This window comes from Ruegeria sp. BI11 (genome assembly GCF_056538005.1).
This window is the reverse complement of record NZ_JBQFSM010000013.1, coordinates 17,165-36,189: the sequence shown is the minus strand read 5'-3', so window position 1 is coordinate 36,189 and position 19,025 is coordinate 17,165. Positions and strand designations below refer to the sequence as shown.

Sequence of the window (19,025 nt, the reverse complement as noted above, 5' to 3'; positions counted from 1 at the left end):
TCCGCTTGGTCCGCTTATTCGGATTTGCAGTGTTTAGTTGGGAATGTCTGCATAGGGCTGCCTTCAGTCACTATGCAAAAAGGTAGCGAACGGCGACACTAGGCCAATCAACCAAATGCCAGATGGCTCACGAACTGGTTTGATGTGGGCTAAGCTGGCACTATCGGATGAGTGGATCATCCCTGGAAGCGGAGCTGTAATTGACAACTTTACTGCGCATCAATGCGTCAGCCGGGAGGTTCCGCAAAAACATATTTTTAGCGGCTTGTTGATTTGAGCCACGTGGATTCCACATACCGTCATTCAGCTCAGGCGTGATTGGCTCTCTACAACGACTGTGCGGGTTTACATGCCTCCAAAATAAATTTCCGAACCGCAGCGACCTGCGGAGCGGCCAAACGTTCAGGGCGGCAAAGCAAAGTCAGGGGAACTGGTTCGGTAGACCAGTCAGGAAGTAGGCGCACGAGGTTTCCGGCGCGTTCATCCTGTTGCGCCAGCAATGTGGGCAGCATGGCAACTGCATGCCCTCTCAAAACTGCCGAATAGGCAAGCTCCATCGTGTTAACCCGCAACCCAATGGGCGGCGTGACAACCTCTTGTCGACCGTCGTCGTTCTTGAACACCCATTTGCTGGGCTCCTGAGTTCGTACGACACATTGAAGCGACAATAAGTCAGCAGGCCGGACAACGTCTTGCACCTGCTCCAATAGGGTTGGGCTGGCGTAAGGTGCACGCCGGGCTGGCGGTAAGGTTGCCGAGATGAACCGCCCTTTGTCGGCGGAACCAGTCCTGAACGCCAAATCGATGTCATCTGCCGCAAAATCAGACCTGGAATCGTCTGCATGAAGCTCCAATTCGACACTCGGATAACGGGATTGAAGCCCGGCTAGGAGAGGGACAAACACGGTGCCAAGCAGGCTGTTTGGCCCCGAGACTGAAACTCGACCAGCAATCTTCCCGCTTCTGGCAAAGCCAAGCTCTGCCTCGGCCTCAAGCGCTGCGTCAACAGGACCAGCGCAGATCTCAAATATTCTGCGCCCGGCTGAGGTCGGGGTCACCGCCCGACCTGACCGGTCCAGCAATACCAACCCCAATTCAGCTTCGAACAGTGCAAGCTTTTGGCTGATTGCTGATTTCGTGGTGTTCAGCTCCGCCGCTGCCGCACTCATCGACCCGGCACGAACAGTCGCAACCAGGGCCTTGGCGCAGGAATAGAATCTATCGTTCATTATTACGAACGATAGTTAACAAAAGGATCATTTTCTAGAACGAAGGAGATCCCTAAATTTTGTCCCAGCGAACTGGTCAGGAGATGAGCAATGCAGACAGAGATGGTCTACCACCCCGCTGCAACCCGTGAGTTTAAGGACTTCGGCTTCATGCAGGCGCATTTGTCGTTCAAGCCGCATCTGGAAGCAGGGCGGCGCAGGTTGGGCCCGCTGATTACAATCGACGACGGGACACTGGCCCCAGGCGCCCAGGGTTTTGGCCTGCATCAGCATCAGGATGTCGAGGTCGTTACCTTCATGGTAGACGGAGAGGTATCGCATATCGATCCGGTGGTGCCCGTTCACAACGGCACTGTAAAAGCGAAGGGCCTTCAGGTGATCACCGCTGGCACCGGCATCCTCCACAACGAAGTGAACAACTCGCGGACGATGCCGATGCGGGCGCTGCAAATCTGGCTTGAGCCGCGGGCCAAAGGGTTGGCGCCGGCCTATTCAAGCAAGGAGCTGGAAACCGCGGACCACACCAATCGGTTCCAGCTGGTGCTGTCGGCCGACGGTGCCGATGGCTCCCTCGTTGTTCAGCAGGAAGTGCGTCTCAGTTACGGCAAATTCGACCGCCACGGCGTGCTGAGTTTCAGCCCGTCCAGCCCCGAACGCAGCCTCTACATTTTTATGATCGAAGGCGAGGCAACTGTTGCTGATCTCCCCCTTGGCAAAGGAGATGGGCTGGGACTGCTCCGCTCCGGAAACCTGGAGATTTCGGTCTCAGCTAAAGCCGAAATCCTGATCTTCGATCTGCCCACTTCCGAAATCTCTTAAGCAGGAAAGGACATCAATATGACCTCCAAAAAAGTGACCCCCGACAACGCAGCCATCATTCTGATAGACCATCAGGTCGGCACAATGAGCTGGGCTAAATCCGTTGGCCGCGAACTAATAGAAGCCAACACCCGCGCCCTGGCGCGGACGGCGACCGCGCTTGGCATGCCGCTGGTGCTGACTTCCAGTATGGAAGACAACATGCAGGGGCCGCTGATGCCCGCGCTGGAAGAGATCGCACCAGATGCATTCGCCGCGCGGATTAAGCGTCCCGGCGTAGTGAACTGCTGGGATGACGGCGCCTTTGCAGATGCCTGCCGCAACACCGGGCGCAAGCATTTCATCATGGCGGGCATCACCACCGACGTATGCCTTGCCCCTCCTGCAATCAGCGCCGCCGACGAAGGCTTTGCCGTGACTGCGGTGGTCGATGCTTCTGGCTCCTCCACCGCGCTGACGGATGAGATGGCGTTCCGGAAGATGGAGCGCGGTGGTGTCGAGCTCACCACAACCAGCGCGCTGCTGGCAGAGCTTGCTGTCAATTGGGCAGGCGAGACCGGCCAGAAAATCATGCAGATCCTTGGTGAGGAAATTCTGAGCCGCGGATAGGCTCGCTTAAACTTTACAAACGATACGAGTGCGGCTGCCCCATTCACAGGGCGGCCGGCAAACTTTTCAGAAGTTCTTCGCCTCTTACACGATGTATGCATAGGGCGCGAAATCCATGAATCGAATGGCAGCCACGAGCGTTTGACTGCCACTCAGAATGAAGCAAAAGGACCGTTTAGTTGCGCATCTACGAAACTGAAAACCCCAATTGTGGATGTCCGCTTTGGGCTGCGACTAGCCAATCATGCAAACCGCAGAGTACGGCGGCACAGAGCCCTTAGCCGCCATTTTAATTCAGTGCGTCTTTAGTTCGTTCCGAACACGATGCTTTCACTGACCACCCTTCACTTAATGGAACAGCAGTCTCACGCCACATTAGAACGTTAGCTCGCAGGTCAGATTCCAGACAAATTGTGTCGTTGAGTAACACTGCAACTAAGTAGGTGGCATGCTCCGAAAGACCTTTAGACCTAATCGTCAGGTCGAATGGTTTCACAAGGTCGGCAGCATCATAATTTGCCTCGTACGCTTGACCAAGAATTGATCCGGTAAATTCAGGCAACGTCCCTGCTGTAGTGCGGGGGCTAACTGCGCTGAATGACCGTATAACAGCGTCAACATCTACTGTACCATCCGGCAACAGTGGCACGTCCCCAGTGTCAGCTTGCACAGCCGAACAGCACAAGAGAACAAGCAATGCAAAGATGCGGGTCATTTTTTGTTATCCAATAATCAACACGACACTGGGTGAATAGAACATTCAGTAAGGGGAATGAAGGTCGCTTTGTCCGCTAAGCCGGAATTGCAAAGTCTTGGATTGAATGTCCGGTTTGGGCTGACTGCGATCCTTTGGACTAAAAATGCGGTCGGCTGCAAAGGTCCGCAAAGCAGACATCCGGATCCTCACCTGAGCGGGCGTGGATATCCGCTCTGGAAAAAAGCCTTAACGGCCATGGAGTTCCACTCCGAAGCGGCTGTGATCAGCGGGGGTCTCACGCAAGTCTATTCCGCATTTGTTGGGCCGAGCGTTCTTTTGGGCGCGCGTGTTCGGACAAGACAAGAGCAGACCGTAACAATCTCATTCCAGGGTGCGCATTTTCCAAAGGAAGTGATTTTGTACACCGATTTCTTCTATCTCGATACGGCGTGTCATATCGGGATCTGGGAGAAATTACGGCGGAACGTAGTGTTGAACTGGATTACGCGACGCTGAACCGTTGGCTGAGCCGATACGCTGGTCATATAGCTGATGCATCCCGGTGTAAAAAGCGTCCTGCCGACCGATCATGGCGCATGGATGAGACATATGTGAAAGTGAAGGGTGAGTGGGTGTACCTTTACCGGGCCATCCACAAACACGGCAAGACCCTGGACTTCATGCTATCCAAACGCCGGATCAGGCCGATGTTGGGTTTCAAGTCTTTTGATTCAGTGGCATCCGCTCTCGCTGGAATAGAACTGTCCAACATGATCCGAAAAGGTAAATTCATACCCAGGCACTCGCCGTTTCAACAATTCGCGTTTTTGGCAGGATAGCCGACCTTCCTGTCCATCTTTTTAGCCTCCGAAAAAATGGGACAGAACCGAGAGGACGTGTTGCGGCCTATCGTTTGAACTACGCGGAAATCTATCGCCTGAGCAAACCGGTTTGACAGAATGTTAGCTCTGATTTTGCGTCGCGCATGGAAGCGCAATCACGAAAACTAATGGAAAAGGTCGTCCAAATTCAATTTGGTCAAGAAAACCCTTCAACTGCTGAACGGGAAGTACAAAAACTTGACGACTCGTGGAGCAAGGCACTTCGGCGTTTGTCAGAGTATGAAACACTACTGTTCAAAAGTTGGTGTGGCGATCTCCGGCTTGTTGAGATCCAAGATCAGACAATCACGTTGCGTGCGCTCAGCAAGTTTCTTGCACAATATGTTCAGTCGCACCATTTGAAACCTTTGCATGGCGCGATCCAGCTTGAGTTTAGACAAACTCAAAAGGTGCGTTTGATAGACTAGTTTGATCGCGCCATAGCTTTGTTTGCGAGAGTATAATTTAAGCAACTCATCCTTTCTCGGATTGAAATGGAAGAAGTGGCCGGGGGCTCAACTTAGTGAGAATCGTATTCATTAGTTGTTTTAGTCATGCGTGGCTGATCTGAGGATCGTTAATTATGCGCAATTGGTCGCCGACATTGCAGCTCCGTATAGTCGCTGCAAGAAGGTGTATTGATGTTTGTGGGGAATTAGTATACCGCCGCATACAATAAAATTCCGGATCTGGTCAAACGACCGCGAATCCGGCAAGCCACATTATCTAACGCTAGCAGCGGGAATAGCCATGAGCCTATATACAGACTACCTCAGCGAGATCGAGACCCGTAAAGAACAAGGGTTGCACCCCAAGCCCATCGACAACGGTGCTCTTGTCAATGAGATCGTTGCTCTGGTCAAGGATGCCGGAAACGAGCGCCGCGACGGGGCGCTGAACTTTTTCATCTACAACACGCTGCCTGGTACAACCAGCGCTGCAGTCGAAAAAGCCAAGTTCCTGAAAGAGATCGTGCTGGGCGACACCGTAGTTGAAGAGATTTCGGTTCCCTTTGCGTTCGAACTGCTGTCGCACATGAAAGGCGGCCCCTCGATTGAGGTTCTGCTGGATATGGCACTGGGCGAAGACGCAGCGCTTGCTGAGCAGGCGGCAGAGGTGCTGAAATCGCAGGTCTTCCTATATGACGCCGACACTGACCGCCTGAAAGCCGCTTTTGAGGCCGGCAACCCGATAGCCAAAGACGTTCTGGAAAGCTATGCCAAGGCAGAGTTTTTCACTAAACTGCCCGAGGTCGACGAAGAGATCGAGATTGTGACCTATGTCGCGGCTGAGGGCGATATCTCGACCGACCTTCTGTCGCCCGGCAACCAGGCGCACTCGCGTGCCGATCGGGAACTGCACGGCAAGTGCTTTATCTCGGATAAGGCACAGCAAGAGGTCGAAGCGCTTAAGCTGCAGCACCCCGGCAAGCGCGTGATGCTGATCGCGGAAAAAGGCACCATGGGTGTGGGCTCGTCCCGGATGTCGGGCGTGAACAACGTCGCACTGTGGACCGGTAAGCAGGCCAGTCCCTATGTTCCTTTCGTCAACATGGCACCGATTGTGGCTGGCACCAACGGTATCTCGCCGATCTTCCTGACCACCGTGGGCGTGACAGGCGGCATCGGTCTGGACCTGAAAAACTGGGTCAAGAAGGTCGATGAAGACGGCAATGCGATCCTGAATAATGATGGCAACCCGATCTTGGAAGAGAAGTATTCGGTCACAACCGGCACGGTTCTGAAGATCAACACCAAAAAGCACAAGCTGCTGAGCGAAGAGGGCGACGAGCTGGTGGACGTGTCCTCGGCCTTCACCCCGCAGAAAGTGGAGTTTATGAAGGCGGGTGGCTCCTACGCCATTGTCTTTGGCAAGAAACTTCAGGCATTGGCAGCCGAAACGCTGGGTGTCGAGGCGCCGCTGGTCTTTGCGCCGTCGAAAGAAGTCAGTCACGAAGGTCAGGGTCTGACAGCGGTTGAGAAGATCTTTAACAAGAACGCTGTGGGCACAACGCCGGGTAAAACCTTGCACGCCGGTTCGGACGTGCGGGTGAAGGTCAATATTGTTGGCTCTCAGGACACCACCGGTCTGATGACTATGCAGGAGCTTGAGGCGATGGCCGCGACAGTTGTGGCGCCCTGCGTTGATGGCGCCTATCAATCGGGCTGTCACACCGCATCTGTCTGGGATGCCAAAGCGCAGGCAAACACACCTCGCTTGATGAAGTTCATGAATGACTTCGGCCTCGTTACCGGTCGTGACCCGAAAGGCGTCTACCACTCGATGACCGACGTGATCCACAAAGTGCTGAACGACATCACCGTGGATGACTGGTCGGTCATCATCGGCGGCGACAGCCACACTCGGATGTCCAAAGGCGTGGCATTTGGGGCCGACTCTGGCACTGTAGCTCTGGCGCTGGCAACCGGTGAAGCCTCGATGCCGATTCCGGAATCGGTCAAAGTGACCTTCAAGGGCAAGATGGCCGATCACATGGATTTCCGCGACGTCGTACACGCCACCCAGGCGCAGATGCTGGAACAGCATGGCGACAACGTGTTCCAAGGCCGCGTAATCGAAGTACATATCGGTACGCTGCTGGCGGACCAGGCCTTTACCTTCACCGACTGGACCGCCGAGATGAAGGCGAAAGCCTCAGTTTGTATTTCAAACGATGACACTCTGATCGGTTCGCTTGAACTGGCCAAGTCGCGCATTCAGATCATGATCGACAAGGGCATGGAGCATGAAAACGGAATGCTGCAGAAGCTGATCAACATCGCTGATGCACGCATTGCCGAGATCAAATCGGGTGAAAAACCTGCTCTGCAGCCCGATGACAACGCGAAGTATTCCGCTGAGGTTGTTGTCGACTTGGATCAGATCAACGAACCAATGATTGCCGACCCGGACGTCAACAACGCCGACGTCTCCAAGCGGTACACCCACGATACGATCCGTCCGATCTCGTACTACAATGCTGAAAAACAGGTGGATCTGGGCTTTGTCGGTTCGTGCATGGTGCACAAGGGCGACATCAAGATCGTCGCCCAGATGTTGAAAAACATCGAAAAGGAGACCGGCAAGGTCGAATTCAAGGCTCCGCTGGTTGTTGCGGCTCCGACCTACAACATCATCGACGAGTTGAAGGAAGAGGGCGATTGGGAAGTGCTAGAGAAATACTCGGGCTTCGAATTCGACGACCTGTTTCCGAAAGAGAAGGCACGCACCGAATACGAGAACATCCTGTACCTCGAACGCCCTGGATGTAACCTCTGCATGGGAAACCAGGAGAAAGCCGCCAAGGGCGACACGGTTCTGGCCACCTCGACCCGCCTGTTCCAAGGCCGTGTTGTGGCTGATGCACCCGACAAGAAAGGCGAGAGCCTGCTGGCTTCGACCCCGGTTGTTGTACTGTCTGCGATCCTTGGCCGGACGCCGAAGATCGAAGAGTACAAATCCGCTGTGGAAGGCATTGACCTGACCAAGTTTACACCGGCCACAACGCCGGAAAACACCAAGTCGGCGCATTTCTAAGACCTGCGGGGTCGGCATACCTGTTTCAGGATGTGCCGACCCGCTTCTGTCCCGAATGTGAATTTCGGGATGCTCGGCTTGGCCGCCCCAACAGTGTAGACTGATTGCGAAATGACACGTTCATCCGGTCGCATCCGGTAAGTGAACGCATCAGCGAGATCCTCTCATGGGCAAGAAAGTCCCCTCACCCTGTATTGACGTTTGCAAGTTCAACCGTGCGGGTCATTGCATTGGCTGTTCGATGACCAAAAGCCAGAAAAAGCTGTTCAAGACGATCAAACGTTCTGACCAGCAAGAGGCGTTCCTGAAAATGCTTGTCAGTCAGCAGGAACAAATGGGCCGGTACACCCATTGGGGACCGGCCTATCTGAAAAAACTCAAAAAGAAGAAGGTCAAGGTGAAGATCACCTTTATCGGCTAGTTCAGCGCAGGTGCGCGCGCAGAATCCAGGCGAACTTCTCGTGCGTCTGACCACGGCTGATGCATAGGTCTTCGGTCAGAGAGTCGTTATGGCTGGCGGCCAGCTCGCCCGCACCCGCGAGGGTTGCAGCCACAGTTTCCTGAGCCTCAAGTAGCATCTTGACCATTTCTTTGTCGGTCGCGTCGCCTTCATGTTCGCTTACTTTCGAGCGTTTCAGCATCCCGGCCAGTGTGCCTTCGGCATGGGCATCCAGTGCTTTGATGCGCTCAGCCAGATCGTCCTGTGCTTCGAAATGATCCTCGTAGATTTCCTGAAACAGGGCGTGCAACGGACCAAACGCCATGCCGGTTACGTTCCAGTGAAAGTTCTGTGCCAACATCATGGTGACGGTGGTTTCGGCCACGCTTTGGTTCAGCGCGTCGGCGATGGTGGCCCGGGCATCGGTGGTCAGATCAATCGCAGTTTGGGTCATAATTGAATCCCTTTGATTCTTCGGTTGGTCATGTTGTCTGATAGAAAAAACAGGTTTCTGAAACCTATTTAGAGGGTCAGAACAGAATTCCAAGAGGATTTTAGAATAATTCTAATTCTGATGAAATTGGGTGGAAATCGAGCGGATTAGAAAGGCCAGATTCCGCTGTGTCCAGCGGGGCACGCGGGATTGGATCAGGAAGCGGAAGCTGTCATCATCACTCTGATCGACTGCTTCGAATAGCCTACCCAGCCAGGCTTCATCAAAGGACAGTTCTACCGTGCCGGGGCGAAAGAAAATGGGGCGTTTGGACACGGCATGTCGGAACCCCCGCATCAGCGTTTCCGCGTGGCGCATCCGGGTATCTGCCGGATCGGCCAGCAATAGCGCACAGGCCTGATCCAGATCCACGCGTGAGGCTGAGCGGCATTGCAGCGCAACCATACGCAGATGGTTGATAATCTGAACAGTCCTCTCCCGCAGCTGGGGCGGCAGGGGAGGGCAAAGGTCCTCGGCGGGTTTTAGACTGATTGCCTGCATCAGGGTTTGAGGCCGTTTCAGTTTATAATACCTGATAATAGTACTAGGGATTTTCGCGAGCAAGCAATGGGCACAAGGATGTGAAGACCGGCCAACCGGGGTAGCTTGATTTCACGATGATGACGCCCCGGACCAGTCTACGCCGCACGTCCCGCTCAGAAACCCGTCGCTTAGACGCAAATTGGGGTCAGCGGTCATGATTTCTTGTGCGATACCACCTTGCGGCAAGGTCCGATCCAGACGTTTGCGATACAGTGCGCAAAGTTGCGGAAACCCCTTGGATTGCGGGGACAGGCGCAGGGCCGAAACTCCGGCGGCGCGCAATTGGTCAATTTGATAGTCGGAGCAGGCGTAACTGTCGGACAGGGTCTGTACTCCGTTCATCGCCATGAAGGGCCTGCCATCGCCGGTCAGGACCTCAAGCCCGTCAGGGTCATCTTCGCAGGCGAACTGGCAATTGTCCTTGGTCCGCCCGTGCAGACGCGCGTGATAACAGCGGCCAGAGATGGCCAGTGGTAGCCGACCATGCCCCCAGACCTCGATCGCGATGCCCAGGTCATTGGCTTTCCGCGTCAGTGCCGCAACCGAAGCCAGCGGTAATTCCGGGGGTAGACACACGCGCTGAGCGCCCCGCGCCGCCAACCATTGCAAGGTGCCTTCATTGTAGACATTAACCAGCGGCCCCACCGTGAATGCGCAGCCCTTGGGCAGATGGGCCAGCGCAGTCAGATCGTTGACCTCAACCGTCACCCCCATCTCTGCCAGTTCGGCGGTCAGTTTGCGTTCGCGTTTCAGCGTGACCAACGCAAGGCTGGTGAGGGAAACCTGCTTCCCGGCATCGATCAGCACAGAAATCGCATCGGGGATGCGGTCCTGATAGAAGGGCAGGCGTTTCGAACAGACCAGCTCTCCGATCACAACGTGGTCGACGGGGGATTGGGTCAGATCCTGATAAAACCCGGTCCAGATTTCAGCGGGCCAGAAGAATTGGCTGGGACCAACTGTCAGTTCCATCGCGTTACCTCCACGTCTTTTTATAGGCACCAGTCGTCATGGCTTGCCCTTCGGACAGGCGGGCAAGCATGCCTTCGGGCATCGGGCGTCCGGCCTCAAGCGCATCCACCGCCGTGCGGAAATTACGTACCACCTGCGCGACATAGGATTTCGACCGCTGCCGCCCTTCGATCTTCAATGCGGTGACGCCCGCTTTTTGCAATTGAGGGATCAACTGCTCGGCATTCAGGCTAACTGGGTCTTCGAATAGGTGCCCCGTTTGGCTGCCTGCGGTGAAGCACCCCTTGCACAGGGTGGGGTAGGGGGCCGGTTCCCCCTTGGCAACCCGGTGGATCAGATAACCGCCCAAACGCGCATCCAAAACGCCCTGATCTTCGGCGTAATCCACGTGGCTGGCCGGTGAGCAGACGCCATTCATGTTTGGAGACAGCCCGGTAGCATATGAAGAGAGCGAGCAGCGTCCTTCGGCCATCACGCACAGGCCACCAAAGACAAACACTTCGGTCTCAACGTTGGTTTCGGCATTGATGGCGGCGATCTCGGGCACAGACAGGACCCGCGGCAGGACCACACGTTTGACGCCGAAAGTGTCGGCGTAGAAATTGATCACATCGGCATTGGCTGCGGCGGCCTGCACCGACAAATGCCGACGCAGTCCGGGATGGGTGCGGGCTGTATGATCCAGCAGCCCAAGATCGGCCAGGATCACAGCATCTGCACTACTGCTTTCGGCATCCGCCACCGCGCGATGCCAGATCGCCTCATCCCCTGCGCGGGGAAAGGTGTTGATGGCAACCAGCACTTTTGAGCCATATTGATGCGCGAAACTCACCGCATCCCGCATTTCGGTGCGATTGAAGTTGAGGCCGGGAAAGTTGCGGGCATTGGTTTCGTCGTTGAAACCACAATACACCGTATGCGCCCCGGCTTTGACTGCGGCGCGCAGGGCGGCGGGTGTGCCTGCCGGGCAGACGATCTCCATCACCATATCGCGGTATCCTCAGGTCGGGTCAGGCAGAGGCCGGTCTGACGCTGAGCTAGGGAAATCAGCTGTTGCATCGGGCGAGCGAAGGGCCCGGACAGCGCGGCGGCTTCCTGTGCCAGGTCCAGCTCGGCATCATCCACGGCATTGCGCAGGGCGAGGGCTGCGCCTGTGTCGCCCTCAACCACCAGATCGCGCGAGAAAAATAACGCATCGCTATCAAAAGCACCGTGCACCAGACCCAGCAGCGCCGCGAGCGGACCCGATATCCGGGCCACGCCGTTTCCCTGATTGCGAGTCAGGGTCACATTTGGCCGACCGTCGTTGGGATTGAGGCACAGGGCAATCGGCAGGTCGACAGGATCGAGTACAAATTGGGACTGACGATATTCTCCTAATCGCTCAAATAGTCCGGGCGTCTTGCGCGCAATCTTGCGCGCAAACACGGTCAGCGAAAGTGACAGTGGTGTAAGCGGTAGCACCCGCAGGGCCGCCGCCATTGGGGCGGGGCAGAGCGGTATCGAGATGTGGGGATCGGACAAGCAGACCTCCTGCTGTTTCGACTGGTCCTGCTGTCCTAAGCGGGTGCAAGTGCCCAAGAATTGACGGTTGTCAATTCTGCGCGACAAATTCGTTGCTAGGGAAAGGACAAATTACCGGAGCTGTCCCATTCGCACCTTGCCGCAATTTCCCACCCTGCGTGATTTCCTTGGTTGGTGCCGTGATGCTGGCCGATTCAAAACGGTGTCCGACCCGGTCTCGTTGCGCCACCAGATGACCGCTGTGCACCGCGCCGTCTTGGAAGCGCAAGGCCCGGTTCTGCAGTTTGATTACCCGGTGACTGCGCAGGGCGACCGTTCGGATACTCCCGTCGTGGTGAACCTGTTCGGCACCGCCGAACGTGTCGCCGCGGGGCTAGGCGTTACGCCAGAAGGTCTGGATGAGTTGGGGTCGTTTCTGGCGGCACTGCGCAGCCCGGCTCCGCCGGATGGGTTCCGCGACGCCCTGTCGCGCTGGCCGATGCTGAAGGCGGTGCTTGCGGCGCGGCCGAAAACTGTCCGTTCGGCTGCGGTTCAGGATGTGGTCCGCAGAGAGGCGGATGTCGATTTGTCCGCGTTGCCGGTGCAAACCCATTGGCCGGGCGATGCCGGGCCATTGATCACATGGCCCGTGGTGGTGACGCGCCCCTATGACAGCGATGCCGGGGCTGTGAGCCGTTATAATGCAGGTATTTACCGCGTACAGGTTTTAGACCGGACCCGTTTGATCATGCGCTGGTTGCCCCATCGCGGCGGGGCAGCTCATCACCGCAGTTGGGTCCAGCGTGCTGAAAAGATGCCGGTGGCCGTCGTTCTGAGTGCCGATCCCGCAACGCTTTTGTCGGCGGCACTGCCACTGCCGGAAACAGTGTCCGAACTCACCTTCGCAGGCGCTCTGAACGGGGTACGCCCCCGAATGGTACCTGCCAAAACCGTGCCCTTGATGGTGCCAGCCGAGGCCGAGATTGTGCTGGAAGGCTGGGTCTCGCTCACCGAAACTGCCCCCGAAGGTCCGTTTGGCGATCACACGGGTTACTATAATCCGGCCGAGCCTTTCCCCGTAATGCACGTCACTGCCGTGACCCATCGTGAAGCACCCTTGTACCTGTCCACCTATACCGGTCGGCCTCCGGATGAGCCTGCAATCATCGGAGAGGTGTTCACCCGGCTGTCGCTGCCCACAATTCGTGTGCAAATCCCCGAAATCCGCGATCTCTGGCTGCCGCCTGCCGCGTGTTCGTATCGCATGGCCGTTGTCAGCATCGATAAACGCTATCCGGGTCAGGCGCGGCGGGTGATGATGGCGCTTTGGGGGATGTTGCCGCAGTTCAGCTACACCAAGATGATCGTGGTCGTGGATGACGATATCAATCCTGCAAATTGGGACGACATTGCCTGGGCACTTGCCACGCGCATGGACCCTGTGCGCGACGTGACGGTGTTGGAGAATACACCGATGGATTACCTCGACTTTGCCTCACCTCAACCCGGATTGGCGGGTAAGATGGGGATCGACGCCACCACCAAGATTGGCTCGGAAACGTTCCGGGAATGGGGCGAGGTCATGCGAACCTCAGAGGCAGACGCGGCCTTTGCTACCGATCTGCTGGATCGGGTCATGCCGGAGTTGAGCCGATGAGTACCCCCCGTGTCATATTGGGCGTGTCCGGTGCATCGGGTGCGGCGCTTGGTCTGGCGGTGGCGCGCAATTTGTCGGGATTGGGGGCTGAGATTGATCTGGTCGTCAGCCCGGCGGCTCATTTGACGTTGGCGCAGGAATGCGGTGCGGATGCTTTAGATGACCTGTGTAATCTGGCTACACGGCACCACGCCACCAGTGATGTCGGAGCCAGTATCGCATCTGGTTCGGTTCCGGTTGCGGGTATGATCGTTGCACCCTGTTCGATGCGCACGCTGGCGGCGATTTCGCTGGGTCTGGATGACAACCTGCTGACCCGCGCGGCCAGTGTGCAGCTTAAAGAACGCCGCCCCCTGATCCTGCTGACCCGCGAAGCGCCGCTGACGCTTGCGCATCTGCGCAATATGACATCTGCAACGGAAATGGGCGCCGTGATCATGCCACCTGTTCCGGCTTTTTACCTCAAGCCGCAGGACCTGAGCGACGTGATCGACCAGATCGCGGCGCGTGCGGTCGACAGCTTACGTCTGTGTGCCCCCACCGCAGCCCGTTGGAGCGCATGATCCTGATCCGGTCATTTCTAATCATGTGCTCGGGCGGACAGAATCCAATCACGCACAATCTCGGCCTCGGGCGTCAGAGGGCGGGTTTTCGACCACACCAGATAAAACCCCTTGCCCGTTTTCCATGCCCAATCCTGACGCGCCGCCAGCATACCCTGCCGCACCAGTGGCGCTACGACGTGATGCCAGCCAAAGGCAAAACCCTCACCCGCCATTGCGGCCTGCAGAACCAATGCATAGTCGTTCAGCCGCAGACCTGTGCGCGGGGTGACTTCGGTGATGCCAAAGGTTCGAAACCATTGCTCCCATGTTGGGCGTTCGCGGATAGGTTCCTCTAGGTGAATAAGCCGCTGGTTTAACAGGCCGGGTACATTTTTAAGCGTCACGGCGGCGGCCATGACCCTTGGTGCGGCGACGGGATAGATAATCTCATCTGATATCAACTGCGCGTCACAATCAGGCCATTCGCCATCGCCAAGCCGTACGGCGAGGCTGATGGTTTCCACGTTCAAATCCGGTTCGCGATCGCTGGATTGCAGGCGCAACTCGATATCAGGATGGTTTTGCTGGAATGACGCGATGCGTGGCATGAGCCAATAGTTGTTGAAAGCCGAGGACGCGCTGAGTGTCACGTGATCATTACTGGCAAATTGCCGGATTGAGGCTGCGGAATGCGACAATATCTCAAACGCGCGGGTGACATCTGAAAACAGGCGGTCTCCTGCATTGGTCAAAGTGATCTTACGATGGCTGCGCCGGAACAGTACGACTCCCAGAGAAGTCTCCAATTGCTTGATCGAGGCACTGACCGCGGGTTGCTGAACGTTCAATTCATCTGCCGCTTTGGTGAAAGACCCCGTACGCGCAGCAGTTTCGAAGACGACCAGATGGCGGGGTGAGGACAGAAGGGACCAGAGTTTTTGCATAAATTCAGATTATGCAAAACATCAAAATTTTCAACCGTCACAGAGGTGCAGTTCGGCGCTATGACTCAAGGTGAAACAAGACGGTGAGGGCTCCTATGGCACGTCGCGCTCGGGCATCCAGAAATCGGCAGGACACGCGCGTGGCGGTGCCCACTTCGCCCTATATTCAGCGTCAGGCCCCGTTTTACGATCTGCTGGATGAGGAACAGGCCGTCCGTCTGGAACAGCAGGTGGATTGGATTTTGCAGGACGTGGGCATTGCCTTTCGCGACGATCCCGAAGCACTTGTGCTTTGGAAACGGGAAGGGGCCCGGGTTGACGGTGATATCGTACGGGCCCCTGCAGATTGGATCCGCGCCCTCTGCGCCAAGGCTCCCCGTGAGTTTACCCAGTTGGCGCGCAATCGGGATCGGTCCGTTTTCATTGGTGGTCGAAATCAGGTTTTCGCCCCGATCTATGGCGCACCTTTCGTGCGCGACCTGAAAGGTGGGCGGCGCTATGGCGATTTGAAATCCTTTGAGGACCTTGTCCGACTGACCTATATGCACCCGAACCTGCATCACGGCGGCTTTGTGACCTGCGAACCCTGTGATGTTCCGGTCAGCAAACGGCATCTGGATATGTTGCTGGCCCATATGACGCTCAGCGACAAACCACATCTTGGCGCCATCACCGAGATGAGCCGGGCACAGGACAGCGTCGACATGGCCGAGATTGTTTTCGGTGCGGACGTGATGGCGGAAAACTGTGTCATTATGGGCAACGTAAACACCAACTCGCCGTTGTTGGTGGATCGGGTGGTGACCGAAGCTGCCCGCGTCTACAGCAGCCGGGGACAGGGCATGATTGTGGTGCCGTTTATCTTGTCCGGGGCGATGGGGCCGGTTTCGACCGCGGCCTCAGTTGCGCAGGCGATGGCTGAGGCGATGATGGTCTGTGCCTATGTTCAGCTTCTCCGTCCGGGCGCGCCTTTTGTTTTGGGGAACTTCCTGTCCTCTATGTCGCTGAAATCCGGCGCGCCGACTTTTGGCATGCCCGAACCGGTGATTTCAAACTACGCAATCGGACAACTGGCCCGCCGCGTGGGTCTGCCCCTCCGTTGCGGTGGATCGTTGACAGCCTCAAAGATCGAGGATGCGCAAGCTGCTTATGAAAGCGCGGATTCGATGCATTCAACCATGCTGGCCGGGGCAAATTTCGTGCTTCATTCAGCGGGTTGGCTGGAAGGTGGTCTGTGTACAGGGTTCGAAAAGCTGATCATGGATGCGGATCGGCTTGGGTCTTATCAAAAGGTGTTGGACCTTGGGCTGGACACATCAGACGGCGCTCTGGCCCGCGACGCCTATGAAGAAGTCGGTCCCGGCGGTCATTTCCTGGGTTGCGGTCATACCATGCGCCACTATCAAAGCGCGTTTTACGAACCCGCCCTCAGCCACAGCGAAAACGTCGAAAGCTGGGAGGATGAAGGTGCCAAGGACATGCGCACCCGCGCTTATGAACGCTGGACCCAGATGCTGAAAGACTATGAAGCGCCCCCGATAGATGTGGCGTTGAGAGAAGAGCTGGAGGCATTCGTTGCCAAGCGCAAAGAGAGTCTGCCCGACGCTTGGTATTAAATCCCTCGACCTTTCAACTTTGCCGGTCAACCAAGGAAAACACGCATGCCCGAGATTCAAAAAGACGAAACAGCCACCGGCAAACCGCTGCCGTCCCACGCAAAGGTCGTTGTAATTGGCGGCGGAGTTGTTGGCTGCTCGATCCTGTTTCATCTGGCCAAGTTTGGCTGGAAGGATGTTGTGCTTCTCGAACGTGATGAACTGACCTCGGGCTCAAGCTGGCATGCGGCGGGGCAGATTCACACGATCAGCTCGGACCCGAATATCAGCCGCCTGCAGAGTTACACCATTGATCTATATAAAGAGATCGAAGAGACGTCGGGCCATTCGGTCGGGTTGCATATAACCGGCGGGTTCTACGCGGCCTCGACTAAGGAGTGGTACGACTACCTCAAGCGGGAGCGGTCGAAGGCTCGATATATGGGCCTGCATCAGGAGTTCATTTCTCCGTCCGAGTTGGCCGATCGGCACCCGTTGGTTGACCCGAAACATTACTATGCCGCGCTGTGGGATGATCAGGACGGTGATCTGGACCCATCCGGTGCGACTTATGCCTTTGCCAAATCAGCGCGCGTTCATGGTGCGCAGTATTTCACCCATTGCGGTGTCACCGCGATGTCGCAACGTCCCGATGGCTCGTGGGATCTGACCACGCCCAAAGGACAGATCAACGCTGAATATGTGGTGAATTGTGGGGGCCTCTGGGCGCGCGAGGTCGGGCATATGTCCGGCATTCACCTGCCGGTGCAGCCGATGGAACACCATTATCTGATCACAGAAAAAATCCCTCAGATCGCTGAGCGGATGGAAGCCATGGGTGAGGCCGGGCGTTTACCGGCGGGGATCGATTATGAGGCCAACATCTATTTCCGGCAGGAACGGCAGGGGATGCTGCTGGGCACCTATGAACCCAAATCAACTCCATGGAAGGTAAGTGGCACACCGTGGGATTTCGGGCATGAACTGTTGCAACCCGATCTCGACCGTATTGCCGACCGTTTGGAGATGTCGTTTGAACGTATTCCAACCATTGGTGAGGCCGGGATAAAGGACATGATCAACGGGCCTTTCACTTTTGGTCCCGATGGCAACCCGATGATCGGCCCAGTGCCGGGGATGAAGAATTATTGGGTCGCCGTGGGTGTCATGGCAGGCTTCTGCCAGGGCGGCGGCGTGGGCCTGACGATGGCTGAGTGGATGATCGACGGTGAACCCTCGATCGACGTCTGGGCCATGGATGTGGCGCGTTTTGGAGAGTTCGCAACACCCGAATGGGGCACGGTCAAATCCTCGGAAAACTACGAGCGCCGTTTCGTGATGACCTTCCCAAACGAAACGCTGCCCAAGGGCCGGATGCAAAAGACAACCGCGCTCTATGATCGGTTGGTGGCCAAAGGCGCACGGATGGGGCAGGGCTTTGGTCTAGAAAATGCGCTTTGGTTTGCCGATGGTCCCGAGGACGCGCATGAAGACCCGACGTTTGAACGCAACCGCAGTCACGACTATGTCGCCCGCGAAGTGAAAGCTGTGCAAGAGGCCGTGGGTGGCATCGAGATCGCCAACTTTGCAAAGCACGAGTTTAAAGGCGCAGGCGCGCGGGCCTTTCTGGATCATGTGCTGGCCGGTTATGTTCCCAAGCCGGGTCGTCTGACGCTGACGCCAATGTTGACCCCTAAAGGCAAGCTTTACGGAGACCTTACGGTGGCTTGCCTGACCGATGACCACTTTATCCTGTTCGGGTCCGGTGCCATGCAAGAAGCGCACCGGCGCTGGTTCGAAAAAGATCTGCCTGACGATGTGACCTATGCCAATGTGTCGGATGACTGGCACGGCATTGCCCTGTCTGGCCCAAATTCCCGCGCGTTGTTGGCGAGGCTGACACGTGAGGACGTCACGACCGAAGCCTTCAAGTTTCGCGATCTGCGACAGACCTTTGTGGCTGGGGTGCCCGTGATCCTGAACCGCATCTCGTTCAGCGGCGAGCTGGGCTTTGAGATCTATTGCAAGCCGCAATACCTGCTACGTCTGGCCGAAGCGGTAGAAGAAGCCGGGGCAGATCTGGGTTATCGCTGGTACGGGGCGCGCGCGCTGATGTCGATGCGGCTGGAAAAAGGGTGGGGTGTCTGGACGCTTGAATTCCGACCGGATTTCAACGCGCTCGAAAGCGGCATGGATGCCTTTATCAACTGGAACAAGGATTTTGTCGGCAAGGCAGCCACTGAGGCCGCACGCGCTGAGGGCGTAAAACAGAAACTTGTGACCATGGCGATCGACGTCGACGGCATTGATGTGTCGAATGACGAGGCAATCCTGAAAGATGGCGCTGCCGTCGGTTATGTCTCATCCGGCGGCTATGCGCATCGGGTCGGGGCGTCTATGGCGATGGGTTACGTTACAGCGGAACATGCCGCGCCGGGAACGATCCTGCAGGTGGAAATTCTGGGTGAATTCTATGACGCCACGGTTCAGGGCGGGCCGATTTACGACGCCAACGGTGCCAATATGCGCGCCTGAGCCTGCGGCCATCCACTAGCCGCTCCC

The 19,025-nt window shown here is 56.6% G+C and carries 16 protein-coding genes and 1 pseudogene; 10 read left to right on the top strand and 7 right to left on the bottom strand.

Translation table 11 applies throughout. From position 1 onward, the window contains the following. Positions 1 to 326: 326 nt before the first annotated feature. Entirely contained in the window at positions 327 to 1,229 is a 903-nt protein-coding gene (locus ACR0DT_RS21035; protein ID WP_480712631.1) for a LysR family transcriptional regulator, read from the bottom strand. A 90-nt stretch (positions 1,230 to 1,319) separates the two neighbouring features. On the opposite strand from ACR0DT_RS21035, the gene ACR0DT_RS21030 reads away from it, so the two are divergent. The 6 genes and pseudogenes from ACR0DT_RS21030 (at position 1,320) to ACR0DT_RS21005 (ending at position 8,193) form a co-directional block, all read left to right on the top strand. Continuing rightward, positions 1,320 to 2,048: a pirin family protein gene (locus tag ACR0DT_RS21030; RefSeq protein ID WP_480712630.1), complete on the top strand. Its 729-nt coding sequence runs from the start codon at positions 1,320 to 1,322 to the stop codon at positions 2,046 to 2,048. Positions 2,049 to 2,066: 18 nt separating this feature from the next. Next, positions 2,067 to 2,657: an isochorismatase family protein gene (locus ACR0DT_RS21025; protein ID WP_480712629.1), complete on the top strand. Its 591-nt coding sequence runs from the start codon at positions 2,067 to 2,069 to the stop codon at positions 2,655 to 2,657. A 1,075-nt stretch (positions 2,658 to 3,732) separates the two neighbouring features. Next, positions 3,733 to 4,193: pseudogene (locus ACR0DT_RS21020) on the top strand (IS6 family transposase). A 170-nt stretch (positions 4,194 to 4,363) separates the two neighbouring features. Beyond that, a complete protein-coding gene (locus tag ACR0DT_RS21015) occupies positions 4,364 to 4,663 on the top strand; it encodes a DnaA N-terminal domain-containing protein (RefSeq protein WP_480712628.1) in 300 nt (99 codons plus the stop codon). Between the two features lie 322 nt (positions 4,664 to 4,985). Continuing rightward, complete coding sequence (locus ACR0DT_RS21010) at positions 4,986 to 7,772, top strand: bifunctional aconitate hydratase 2/2-methylisocitrate dehydratase (protein ID WP_480712627.1); 2,787 nt, start codon at positions 4,986 to 4,988, stop codon at positions 7,770 to 7,772. 166 nt (positions 7,773 to 7,938) lie between these two features. Further along, positions 7,939 to 8,193 (top strand): DUF1289 domain-containing protein, encoded by a 255-nt coding sequence (locus tag ACR0DT_RS21005; protein ID WP_480712626.1) that lies wholly within the window; start codon positions 7,939 to 7,941, stop codon positions 8,191 to 8,193. Between the two features lies 1 nt (position 8,194). Here the strand turns inward: ACR0DT_RS21005 and ACR0DT_RS21000 are convergent, their stop codons facing one another. From ACR0DT_RS21000 to ubiT, 5 genes are all read right to left on the bottom strand, one after another. Then, complete coding sequence (locus ACR0DT_RS21000) at positions 8,195 to 8,665, bottom strand: Dps family protein (RefSeq protein WP_480712625.1); 471 nt, start codon at positions 8,663 to 8,665, stop codon at positions 8,195 to 8,197. A gap of 111 nt (positions 8,666 to 8,776) precedes the next feature. After that, positions 8,777 to 9,205 carry a hypothetical protein gene (locus ACR0DT_RS20995; RefSeq protein ID WP_480712624.1) on the bottom strand — a complete coding sequence of 143 codons (429 nt, stop codon included), beginning with the start codon at positions 9,203 to 9,205 and terminating at the stop codon, positions 8,777 to 8,779. A 111-nt stretch (positions 9,206 to 9,316) separates the two neighbouring features. After that, complete coding sequence (gene ubiV / locus ACR0DT_RS20990) at positions 9,317 to 10,219, bottom strand: ubiquinone anaerobic biosynthesis protein UbiV (RefSeq protein WP_480712623.1); 903 nt, start codon at positions 10,217 to 10,219, stop codon at positions 9,317 to 9,319. Between the two features lie 4 nt (positions 10,220 to 10,223). Continuing rightward, entirely contained in the window at positions 10,224 to 11,201 is a 978-nt protein-coding gene (ubiU, locus tag ACR0DT_RS20985) for a ubiquinone anaerobic biosynthesis protein UbiU (protein ID WP_480712711.1), read from the bottom strand. Continuing rightward, positions 11,201 to 11,743 (bottom strand): ubiquinone anaerobic biosynthesis accessory factor UbiT, encoded by a 543-nt coding sequence (ubiT, locus tag ACR0DT_RS20980; RefSeq protein WP_480712622.1) that lies wholly within the window; start codon positions 11,741 to 11,743, stop codon positions 11,201 to 11,203. The genes ubiU and ubiT overlap by 1 nt, the downstream gene beginning before the upstream one ends. A gap of 127 nt (positions 11,744 to 11,870) precedes the next feature. Between ubiT and ACR0DT_RS20975 the strand changes: the two genes are divergently transcribed. Both ACR0DT_RS20975 and ACR0DT_RS20970 read left to right on the top strand, forming a co-directional pair. Beyond that, positions 11,871 to 13,379, top strand: coding sequence for a UbiD family decarboxylase (locus tag ACR0DT_RS20975; protein ID WP_480712710.1), 1,509 nt, complete (start codon positions 11,871 to 11,873; stop codon positions 13,377 to 13,379). Beyond that, a complete protein-coding gene (locus ACR0DT_RS20970; protein WP_480712621.1) occupies positions 13,376 to 13,942 on the top strand; it encodes a UbiX family flavin prenyltransferase in 567 nt (188 codons plus the stop codon). The genes ACR0DT_RS20975 and ACR0DT_RS20970 overlap by 4 nt, the downstream gene beginning before the upstream one ends. A gap of 17 nt (positions 13,943 to 13,959) precedes the next feature. On the opposite strand, the gene ACR0DT_RS20965 is transcribed toward ACR0DT_RS20970, so the two are convergent. Further along, complete coding sequence (locus ACR0DT_RS20965) at positions 13,960 to 14,868, bottom strand: LysR substrate-binding domain-containing protein (RefSeq protein ID WP_480712620.1); 909 nt, start codon at positions 14,866 to 14,868, stop codon at positions 13,960 to 13,962. Between the two features lie 95 nt (positions 14,869 to 14,963). Between ACR0DT_RS20965 and ACR0DT_RS20960 the strand changes: the two genes are divergently transcribed. After that, entirely contained in the window at positions 14,964 to 16,484 is a 1,521-nt protein-coding gene (locus ACR0DT_RS20960) for a trimethylamine methyltransferase family protein (protein WP_480712619.1), read from the top strand. A gap of 45 nt (positions 16,485 to 16,529) precedes the next feature. Next, positions 16,530 to 18,998: a GcvT family protein gene (locus ACR0DT_RS20955; protein WP_480712618.1), complete on the top strand. Its 2,469-nt coding sequence runs from the start codon at positions 16,530 to 16,532 to the stop codon at positions 18,996 to 18,998. Positions 18,999 to 19,025: the final 27 nt, after the last annotated feature.

Coding starts and splice junctions, on each gene's coding strand:
- ACR0DT_RS20955 (WP_480712618.1), top strand. CDS start 16,530: ATGCCCGAGATTCAAAAAGACGAAACAGCCACCGGCAAACCGCTGCCG.
- ACR0DT_RS21015 (WP_480712628.1), top strand. CDS start 4,364: ATGGAAAAGGTCGTCCAAATTCAATTTGGTCAAGAAAACCCTTCAACT.
- ubiU (WP_480712711.1), bottom strand. CDS start 11,201: ATGGAGATCGTCTGCCCGGCAGGCACACCCGCCGCCCTGCGCGCCGCA.
- ACR0DT_RS20965 (WP_480712620.1), bottom strand. CDS start 14,868: ATGCAAAAACTCTGGTCCCTTCTGTCCTCACCCCGCCATCTGGTCGTC.
- ACR0DT_RS21035 (WP_480712631.1), bottom strand. CDS start 1,229: ATGAACGATAGATTCTATTCCTGCGCCAAGGCCCTGGTTGCGACTGTT.
- ACR0DT_RS20970 (WP_480712621.1), top strand. CDS start 13,376: ATGAGTACCCCCCGTGTCATATTGGGCGTGTCCGGTGCATCGGGTGCG.
- ACR0DT_RS21025 (WP_480712629.1), top strand. CDS start 2,067: ATGACCTCCAAAAAAGTGACCCCCGACAACGCAGCCATCATTCTGATA.
- ACR0DT_RS21030 (WP_480712630.1), top strand. CDS start 1,320: ATGCAGACAGAGATGGTCTACCACCCCGCTGCAACCCGTGAGTTTAAG.
- ACR0DT_RS21010 (WP_480712627.1), top strand. CDS start 4,986: ATGAGCCTATATACAGACTACCTCAGCGAGATCGAGACCCGTAAAGAA.
- ubiV (WP_480712623.1), bottom strand. CDS start 10,219: ATGGAACTGACAGTTGGTCCCAGCCAATTCTTCTGGCCCGCTGAAATC.
- ACR0DT_RS20960 (WP_480712619.1), top strand. CDS start 14,964: ATGGCACGTCGCGCTCGGGCATCCAGAAATCGGCAGGACACGCGCGTG.
- ACR0DT_RS20995 (WP_480712624.1), bottom strand. CDS start 9,205: ATGCAGGCAATCAGTCTAAAACCCGCCGAGGACCTTTGCCCTCCCCTG.
- ACR0DT_RS21005 (WP_480712626.1), top strand. CDS start 7,939: ATGGGCAAGAAAGTCCCCTCACCCTGTATTGACGTTTGCAAGTTCAAC.
- ACR0DT_RS21000 (WP_480712625.1), bottom strand. CDS start 8,665: ATGACCCAAACTGCGATTGATCTGACCACCGATGCCCGGGCCACCATC.